Source organism: Micromonospora sp. NPDC004704 (assembly GCF_053601675.1).
Genome location: NZ_JBSGCD010000033.1, coordinates 74,056 through 82,179, shown reverse-complemented (window position 1 = coordinate 82,179; position 8,124 = coordinate 74,056). Strand labels below are relative to the sequence as shown.

Here is an 8,124-nt window from a genome sequence, read left to right as displayed (position 1 = left end):
CCCGACCCCGCCAGACACTGGACTGGGCCACCCCAGCCCAGCGCCTGGCACAACTCATCACCGCTTAACGATTGCACTCACCACTTGACCCCAACGCTCGAATCTCGTCGCTAACTTCATGATCAACGGGGTGAGGGGGTGGGGTGGGGCGGTGGCGCGGGGCGGGGGGAGGGGGCGGGCGGTACGGTGAGGGTGCTCGCCGGTGCCGGGGCGGGTCCCGTTCAGGGGACCGGCGTGATCGCCGAGCGTACGCAGCCGAGGGAGATGGGCACCGGTGACTCGATCTAATACCCAGCCGACGGTCGACGACGACATCGTGATGCTCACGGTGCCCGCCGACGGCGGGTATCTGGGGGTGCTGCGTACCGCGACCGCTGGCCTGGCCGCGCGGCTGCACTTCGCCCTGGACGAGATCGAGGATCTACGGATCGCGGTGGACGAGGCGTGCGCGATGCTGCTCGCGATCGCCACCCGGGACGCCGAGCTTGAGTGCCGGTTCTCGGTGACCGACGACGCCCTCACCGTCGAGGTGACCGTGCCGACCACCTCGGGTGCCCGACTGCCGGCCGAGTCGTCGTTCGCGTGGAAGGTACTGACCGCGCTGACCACCTCCGCCAACGCCACCGCCAACGGGCGTCAGGCGACGATCACCCTGCTCACCCGCCGCGCCGCCGAGTTCTGAGCCCCGAGGCGCCGCCGCACTCCGAGCCGCACGCACCGCGCCGCCGCACTCCGAGCCAGGGGCCACCGCCGCCGCACTCCGAGCCGGGGCGCACCGCCGCCGCACTCCGAGCCGAGCGCACGGCCGCCGAGTTCCGAGCCCGGCCGCGCCGCCGGACTCCCGGGTCGGGCGCACGCCGCCGGATTCCGAGCCGGGCCGGGAGCGGTTTCTGCGGTCAGCCGACGCCGAGGGCGCGGGCGGTGGGGGTGCAGACCAGCAGGCCGATGACCAACACGCCGAGCGCCATCAGCGGGATGCCGAGCCAGGCCAGGCCGCCCTGGATCATGTAGTAGCCGACCGGGAGCAACATCAACTGGAGCACGATCGCGGGTGCGCGGGCACCGGCCCGGCGCCGTACGAGCGCGGCGGCGAGCAGCCACAGTACGAGGGCGCCGCCGGCCGTGAAGGCGGTCACGAACAGTGCGTTGACGAGGTCGGTGGCGTCTGCGGTCAGGTCCGCGTAGATCAGGTAGGCCGCCAGCAACCCGAGGCCGGTCGCCTCGCCGCGCAGCAGCCACACGGCCCAGCGCAGCGGTCCGGGCACCAGGGCAGATTCGCTGGTCACGGGTGAGTCGGTGGTCACGCGCGAAACGATACCCGCGCTTTGTCGCGGTACAGTGCCGCCCATGCGGGCCCTTCTGGTGGTCAATCCCAAGGCCACCGCCACCAGCCAGCGCAGCCGGGACGTACTCGTCCGGGCCCTGCGCAGCGAGGTCGATCTCACCGTCGAGTACACCCGGCGGCGTGACCATGCGGTGAGCCTGGCCAGGGAGGCCGTACGAGATCGGATGGACCTGGTCGTCACGCTGGGCGGTGACGGCACGGTCAACGAGGTGGTCAACGGGTTGATGACCGCCGAGACGTCGACCGTCGACCCGGACCGGCCGTCGGCCGAGCGGCTGCCCGCCCTGGCGGTGGTGCCGGGTGGTTCGACCAACGTCTTCGCGCGGGCGCTGGGTCTGCCCCGGGAGTGGCCGGAGGCGACCAGCGTGATCCTCGACGGCGTACGGCTGGGGCGGTTCCGTTCGGTCGGGCTGGGCCGGGCGGACGATCGCTACTTCACGTTCTGTGCCGGCTTCGGGCTGGACGCCGCCGTCATCCACCGGGTGGAGCAGGCCCGGCGACGGGGTCGGGTCTCCACCCCCTCGCTCTACCTGCGCGCGATGCTCACCCAGTACGCCTTCGGCCCGGAGCGCCGGCACCCGGACATCTCGCTGGAACTTCCGGACGGCGTCGTGGCGAGCGAGCTGGCCACGGTGGCGATCCAGAACACCGCCCCGTGGACGTACATCGGGGACCGGGAAGTGAACCCGAACCCGGACGCGTCCTTCGATCTCGGGCTCGACGTGATGGCCGTACGCCGGCTCCGCGTGCCGAGCACCACACGTACGGTGACACAGCTGCTCTCGCGGAAAACTCAGCCGCACGGCCGGCAAATTCTTCGGTTGCACGACCTGGAGGAGTTTTCCCTGGTCGCAGGCCGTCCGCAGGCGTTCCAGCTCGACGGGGACTACCTCGGCGAACGAGAAAAAGTTCGATTCGCCTCCGTAAGCGCCGCACTAAGAGTAATCTGCTAGCGCTGGGGTACAGCCTCCTCCATGGCCCCCTGAAAACGAGCCGGACGAGGAGACGAGTGTCGGAAATGCCAGCAATGTCGCGTGGACTGTACTATATTGATCCTTGGCTGTGGCACCCTGGGTCCCGGCAAGCGCCGGAATTCGGACAAAAGGGTTGTGGGCTTGCTCACCCGTTCAGAGTTTTTCCGAGCGGTCCCCTTGACATCACGGGAGTTCGTGAAAGTATTCACAAGCGAACTTGAGTTACCGGGACGTTGCCTCGAACTACTCGCTAAGCGAGTTGCTCACGCGGCGCTCCCAAGCGCACAACAGCCTGCGCACGTGCTTGTCGAATCGATGGGTGTACACCGTCGGGATCGGCGCGCCACGGATGCATATAGGAAAAGATCCACGCTATCCACTGCCACCCACCCAGATTGAGGAGTGTTGCCGCCATGGACTGGCGTCACCATGCTGTCTGCCGCGACGAAGACCCGGAGCTGTTCTTCCCGATCGGGACGTCTGGCCCGGCTCTCCTTCAGGTCGAGCAGGCCAAGGCCGTCTGCCGGCGCTGCTCCGTGACCGAAGATTGCCTCCAGTGGGCACTCGAATCCGGTCAGGACGCGGGCGTCTGGGGCGGAATGAGCGAAGAAGAGCGGCGCGCGGTCAAGCGCCGTGGCGGACTTCGGGTCCTGCGCGCTCACACCGCCTGACCAACCACACAAACGCTGAACGCGCCGGGGGAGTAACTCCCCCGGCGCGTTCTGTTGTGGATATGCCAAATGGATCAACACCGCGTGTCATAGAAGGATCACTACGCATCGGTAGTTGATGTCTCGGCCCGCGCCCAGTTGGCTTTCACCGCCATCATCTGAGCGGTCTTCGTAGCGTCATTCTCGATCAGATCTGCCAACGTCTCGTCTATGCGGCGCATCACATCGGCGTCCAGCCGTACGCCCGCCGCGGCGGCGTTCTCGGTCACCTGCTCCGGCCGGGTCGCGCCGATGAGCGCCGTACCGACGCCGGGGTGTTGCAGGGTCCAGGCGATCGCCAGTTGGGCCATCGACAGCCCCGCCTCCTCGGCGACCGGGCGCAGCGCCTGCACCCGCCGCAACAGCTCGTCACCGAGCACCCGCCGGATGAACACCGGCGCCCTTCCCCCACTGGCCGCCCGGGACCCGGCCGGCGGCGGCTGCCCCGGCTGGTACTTGCCCGTCAACACGCCCTGGGCGAGCGGCTGGAAGACGATCTGGCCGAGCCCCTCCCGCTCGCACAGCGGCAGCACCTCGGGCTCGATCACCCGCCAGAGCATGTTGTACTGCGGCTGGTTGGACACGATCCGGCCGCGCAGCCCGAGCTGGTCGGCGAGGGCGAGCGCGTCCCGGATCTGCGGCGCGGTCCACTCCGAGACGCCCAGGTAGCGCACCTTGCCTTGACGTACCAGGTCGTCGAAGGCGATCAGCGTCTCCTCCAGCGGGGTCCGGTCGTCGTACCGGTGGGCCTGGTAGAGGTCGACGTAGTCGGTGCCCAACCGGCGCAGCGACGCGTGGCAGGACTCCAGGATGTGCTTGCGGGACAGGCCACGGTCGTTGGGTCCGTCCCCGGTCGGCAGGCACACCTTCGTGGCGATCTCGACCGACTCCCGGCGTACGCCGCGCAGCGCCTCGCCGAGCAACTCCTCCGCCGCACCCCGGGCGTAGACGTCGGCGGTGTCGAAGGTGGTGACACCCGCCTGGAGCGCGGCCCGTACGCAGACCAGGGCGGCGTCCCGCGCCACCAGCTCCCCGTGGGTGAGCCAGTTGCCGTAGGTGATCTCACTGACCCGCAGGCCGCTGCGACCAAGCTGACGATGCTTCATGATCGGTCACCCTAGCCAGCGATGGGGCGCGTCGATGTCCCCCGAGACTGGCCGACGATCTCCGGCAGGGCGGAGGCTCAGGCCGCTACCCGCGGGGCCGCGTCAGGGCGTCCGCGTACCGGATCCGGTGCCGGCGCGACCGGCGAGCCGGCGCCGCTCGCGGTATCGACCCGGTCCAGTACCAACCGGGCGATCTCCGGCGAGTCCGTCAGCGGGGCACCGATCGCCACCGCACCGGAGGCCCGCGCCGAAGCCACCGCGCTCTCGTACAGGCGGCCGGGGGCGAGGAAGTAGGCGGCCACACCGATCCGGCGCGCACCCCCGGCCCGGAGCCGCGCCACCGCCGCGCCCGCGGTGGGCGGGGCGGCCGAGGCGTACGCGGCCAGGCTGGGCACCGCCAGCGCCTCCCCCAGCGCCCCGGCGACCGCCTCGACCGTACGACGTGCCTCCGGCACCCGCGTGCCCGCCGCCGCCAGCACCAACCCGTCCAGCGGGCCTGGAGCCGCCTCGGCAGGCTCGGCGTACAGAGCCTCGGCCAGCCGGTGCCGGAGCCCTGCCAGCAGCAGCTCGTCGGGCGCAGTGTCCACCTCGGCCGGACCGAGGACGTCGGTGACGCGTACGGGCAGCCGGAGGCCCTGGGCCTGCGCGGCGGCGATCGCACCGGGGATGTCGACCCGACCGTGGTACGCGGCGGTCAGCAGCAGCGGCACCACCGTGGCGCCCCGGTGACCGGCCGCCTCCAGCTCGTGCAGAACCGCCACCGGGCCCGGCGTGGTGTGGTCGAGGTAGGCGGCGCGTACCGGCAGGCCGGGACGGGCCAGCTCGACCGCCCGTACCAGGGACCGGGTCGCCCCCGCCGCCCGGTGGTCCTGGCTGCCGTGGGCAACCAGGACCACCGGATCCGGTCCGGATCTCATACGTGCAGGCCGCACTCGGTCTTCTCGAACATCGCCCACCGTCCGGCCCGGGGGTCCTCCCCGGCCTTGGTGCGGCGGGTGCACGGCCAGCAGCCGACCGAGGTGTAGCCGGACCGGAACAGCTCGTTGACCGGCACGTTCCAGCGGGAGATGTAGTTGTCCACGTCCGCCTGGCTCCACGCCGCGATCGGGTTGACCTTCACCTTGCCCCGCCGGGCGTCGAAGGTCACCACCGGTGTGTTGGCACGGGTCGGCGACTCGTCCCGGCGCAGCCCGGCGGCCCAGGCGTCGTAGTCGCCGAGCGCCCGTTCCAGCGGCTCGACCTTGCGCAGCGCGCAGCACTCGTCCGGCGCCTTGGCGAACAGGCGCGGGCCGTACTCGCCGTCCTGCTGGCCGACGGTCAGTCGCGGCCGGATCGACCGGACGGTGACCGGCAGCGTACGGGCGACCGTGTCGCGGACCTTGAGCGTCTCCGGGAAGTGCAGCCCGGTGTCGAGGAACATCACGTCGACGCCGGGTGCCACCCGCGAGACGACGTGGGCGAGAACCGCGTCCGCCATCGAGCTGGTGACGCAGAACCGGTCGGCGAAGGTGTCGACGGCCCAGCGGGCGATCACCTCCGCCGGGGCGCCCTCCAGCTCACGGGCGGCCTCGTCGGCCAGTGTCTTGAGTTGGGCGGGTGACCGCCGGGCCGGATCCGCCGGTGCGGCTGCCGGGCCGAGGTTGACCAGCCCGAGGTTGGTTGCCGAGAGCATGTTCATCGCGCCACCGCCCGTCCCAGTAGTCCGCTGAACTTGACCGTGAACACCCGCGCGCAGGCGTGACACTCCCAGGCGCCGTGCGATTCCTCGTTGGGCCGCAGGTCCTCCTCACCGCAGTACGGGCAGTACATCGGTGCCGCGCGGGTGTCGCTCATCTCAGCTCCTCCTCGTCGGCCCGGAGCACCCACTGGGCGAACGCCTCGCCCTGCTGGCGCCCGGCCAGGTAACGGCGGGCCACTCGTTCGACGTACTCCGGAAGTTCCTCTGCCGTGGTCTTGAGGCCGCGCAGCTTGCGGCCGAACCCGGCGGTCTGCCCCTGGGCCATGCCCAGGCCGCCGCCGAGGTGGATCTGGTAGCCCTCGACCTGACGCCCGTCGGGTCCGACGACGATCTGGCCCTTGAGTCCGATGTCGGCGGTCTGGGTCCGGGCACAGGCGTTCGGGCAGCCGTTGATGTGGATGGAGAGGTCGGCGTCGAAGTCGCGCAGCCGCTCCTCCAGCCGGGCCACGAGTTCCTGGCCACGGGCCTTGGTCTCGACGATGGCGAGCTTGCAGAACTCGATCCCGGTGCAGGCCATCGTGCTGCGCCGCCAGACCGACGGCCGGGCTTCCAGGCCGATCCCACGCAGAGCTGTGACCAGCGATTCGGTCCGCTCTTCGGCGACGTCGAGGACCAACAACTTCTGGTACGGGGTGAGTCGTACCCGGTCACTGCCGTGCTCGGCGGCGAGGTCGGCCAGGGCGGTGAGCTGGCTGCCCGACACCCGCCCGACGACCGGGGCGGCACCGACGTAGAACTTTCCGTCGCGCTGGCGCTGCACCCCGATGTGGTCGATCGGCTTCTCCGGCAGCTCCGGGGCCGGACCGTCGAGCAGCGTACGGCCGAGGTATTCCTTCTCCAGCACCTCGCGGAACTTCTCCACGCCCCAGTCGGCGACGAGGAACTTCAGCCGGGCGCGGTGGCGCAGCCGGCGGTAGCCGTAGTCCCGGAAGATCGAGACGACGCCCTCCCAGATATCCGGCACCTCGGCCAGCGGCACCCAGACGCCGAGGCGCTGGGCCAGCATCGGGTTGGTGCTCAGGCCGCCGCCGACCCAGAGGTCGAAACCGGGGCCGTGTTCGGGGTGGTCGACGCCGAGGAACGAGATGTCGTTGACCTCGTACGGGGTGTCGGCCAGCCAGGAAATCGAGGACTTGAACTTGCGCGGCAGGTTCGAGTAGGCCGGGTCACCGACGTATCGGGCGACGATCTCGTCGATAGCCGGGGTCGGGTCGATCACCTCGGCCTCGGCGACTCCGGCGACCGGGCTGCCGAGGACGATCCGGGGGCAGTCGCCGCACGCCTCGGTGGTCTGCAGACCGACCGCTTCCAGCCGGCGCCAGATCTCCGGCATGTCCTCGACCCGGATCCAGTGGAGTTGGATGTTCTGCCGGTCGGTGATGTCGGCGCTGTCGCGGGCGTACGTGGTGGAGATGTCGGCGATGGTGCGCAGTTGCTCCAGGCTGAGTTGGCCGCCGTCGATCCGGACCCGGAGCATGAAGTGCTCGTCTTCGAGCTCGTGCGGTTCGAGTACGGCGGTACGACCACCGTCGATGCCGGCCTTGCGCTGGGTGTAGAGGCCCCACCAGCGGAAACGTCCACGGAGGTCGGCGGGGTCGATCGAGGCGAAGCCCCGGTGCGCGTAGATGTTCTCGATCCGGGCCCGTACGTTGAGCGGGTTGTCGTCCTTCTTCGACCGCTCGTTCGGGTTGAGCGGCTCGCGGTGGCCGAGCGCCCACTGGCCCTCGCCGCGTGGCCGGCGGGGTGCCCGTGCCGGCCGGGTCGCGGCGGCGGTCACCTGTTCGGGGGCGGTAACGGGCCGGGCCGGGGTGCTGCTGACCGCCATCGCGGCGTCCTCCGTTGTCTGCTGAGACGAGTTGCTCGACGTACGCGGAAGCGACGGCACCCCGGTTGATCAGCGGGGCGGAGACAACGGTGTCAGCAGGCCGGCGCGGAGCGCACCCGAGACAGTTTTGGTCCAGGTGGCGTCAGTGAGCCGGACAGATCGCGCTACGTACGCGGCCGTAGTCGACGTGACGGCGGCAGGTCAGCCCCAGCGTCACAACGCGGCCTTCGACGGCGGTCATAACCGCCATGCTGCCATACCCGCCGGCCCTGAACCACCGACCGATGCCGCGATCCCGCATCCCGGACCACACTGTGGCCCGGTTCACGTTAATATAACCAATATTCGGGCTAATGCCGCATACCGCATTTTTGTCTCGTGACGTCATGAGGCGGCAACAGTGGGTGGTCACTACCGGGCTGTGCC

The 8,124-nt window shown here is 70.2% G+C and carries 9 protein-coding genes; 3 read left to right on the top strand and 6 right to left on the bottom strand.

All coding sequences use genetic code 11. The annotated features are described in order from the left end of the window. Positions 1-319: 319 nt before the first annotated feature. Positions 320-682, top strand: a complete 363-nt coding sequence (locus tag ACWEFB_RS31130; protein WP_326563155.1) for an ATP-binding protein — start codon at positions 320-322, stop codon at positions 680-682. A gap of 214 nt (positions 683-896) precedes the next feature. Here ACWEFB_RS31130 and ACWEFB_RS31125 read toward each other — a convergent pair whose 3' ends face one another. Further along, entirely contained in the window at positions 897-1,286 is a 390-nt protein-coding gene (locus tag ACWEFB_RS31125; protein WP_442792167.1) for a hypothetical protein, read from the bottom strand. Between the two features lie 61 nt (positions 1,287-1,347). On the opposite strand from ACWEFB_RS31125, the gene ACWEFB_RS31120 reads away from it, so the two are divergent. Together ACWEFB_RS31120 and ACWEFB_RS31115 are read left to right on the top strand one after the other, a co-directional pair. Continuing rightward, a complete protein-coding gene (locus ACWEFB_RS31120) occupies positions 1,348-2,298 on the top strand; it encodes a diacylglycerol/lipid kinase family protein (protein WP_326562715.1) in 951 nt (316 codons plus the stop codon). Positions 2,299-2,732: 434 nt separating this feature from the next. Then, complete coding sequence (locus tag ACWEFB_RS31115; protein WP_326562714.1) at positions 2,733-2,990, top strand: WhiB family transcriptional regulator; 258 nt, start codon at positions 2,733-2,735, stop codon at positions 2,988-2,990. A gap of 101 nt (positions 2,991-3,091) precedes the next feature. Here the strand turns inward: ACWEFB_RS31115 and ACWEFB_RS31110 are convergent, their stop codons facing one another. The 5 genes from ACWEFB_RS31110 to ACWEFB_RS31090 form a co-directional block, all read right to left on the bottom strand. Further along, positions 3,092-4,135: an aldo/keto reductase family protein gene (locus ACWEFB_RS31110; RefSeq protein WP_452291095.1), complete on the bottom strand. Its 1,044-nt coding sequence runs from the start codon at positions 4,133-4,135 to the stop codon at positions 3,092-3,094. Between the two features lie 77 nt (positions 4,136-4,212). After that, the gene (locus ACWEFB_RS31105; protein ID WP_452291093.1) at positions 4,213-5,067 is read right to left on the bottom strand and encodes a sirohydrochlorin chelatase; all 855 of its coding nucleotides are present in this window, start codon (positions 5,065-5,067) and stop codon (positions 4,213-4,215) included. Next, positions 5,049-5,813: a phosphoadenylyl-sulfate reductase gene (locus tag ACWEFB_RS31100; protein WP_452291091.1), complete on the bottom strand. Its 765-nt coding sequence runs from the start codon at positions 5,811-5,813 to the stop codon at positions 5,049-5,051. Before ACWEFB_RS31100 ends, ACWEFB_RS31105 begins: the two co-directional genes overlap by 19 nt. Further along, the gene (locus ACWEFB_RS31095; protein WP_326562710.1) at positions 5,810-5,968 is read right to left on the bottom strand and encodes a hypothetical protein; all 159 of its coding nucleotides are present in this window, start codon (positions 5,966-5,968) and stop codon (positions 5,810-5,812) included. Before ACWEFB_RS31095 ends, ACWEFB_RS31100 begins: the two co-directional genes overlap by 4 nt. Further along, the gene (locus tag ACWEFB_RS31090) at positions 5,965-7,698 is read right to left on the bottom strand and encodes a nitrite/sulfite reductase (RefSeq protein WP_326562709.1); all 1,734 of its coding nucleotides are present in this window, start codon (positions 7,696-7,698) and stop codon (positions 5,965-5,967) included. The genes ACWEFB_RS31095 and ACWEFB_RS31090 overlap by 4 nt, the downstream gene beginning before the upstream one ends. Positions 7,699-8,124: the final 426 nt, after the last annotated feature.

Bases quoted from the DNA above. Each gene is read 5' to 3' on its own strand.
- ACWEFB_RS31095 (WP_326562710.1), bottom strand. From the start codon at position 5,968: ATGAGCGACACCCGCGCGGCACCGATGTACTGCCCGTACTGCGGTGAG.
- ACWEFB_RS31120 (WP_326562715.1), top strand. From the start codon at position 1,348: ATGCGGGCCCTTCTGGTGGTCAATCCCAAGGCCACCGCCACCAGCCAG.
- ACWEFB_RS31110 (WP_452291095.1), bottom strand. From the start codon at position 4,135: ATGAAGCATCGTCAGCTTGGTCGCAGCGGCCTGCGGGTCAGTGAGATC.
- ACWEFB_RS31100 (WP_452291091.1), bottom strand. From the start codon at position 5,813: ATGAACATGCTCTCGGCAACCAACCTCGGGCTGGTCAACCTCGGCCCG.
- ACWEFB_RS31090 (WP_326562709.1), bottom strand. From the start codon at position 7,698: ATGGCGGTCAGCAGCACCCCGGCCCGGCCCGTTACCGCCCCCGAACAG.
- ACWEFB_RS31130 (WP_326563155.1), top strand. From the start codon at position 320: ATGCTCACGGTGCCCGCCGACGGCGGGTATCTGGGGGTGCTGCGTACC.
- ACWEFB_RS31115 (WP_326562714.1), top strand. From the start codon at position 2,733: ATGGACTGGCGTCACCATGCTGTCTGCCGCGACGAAGACCCGGAGCTG.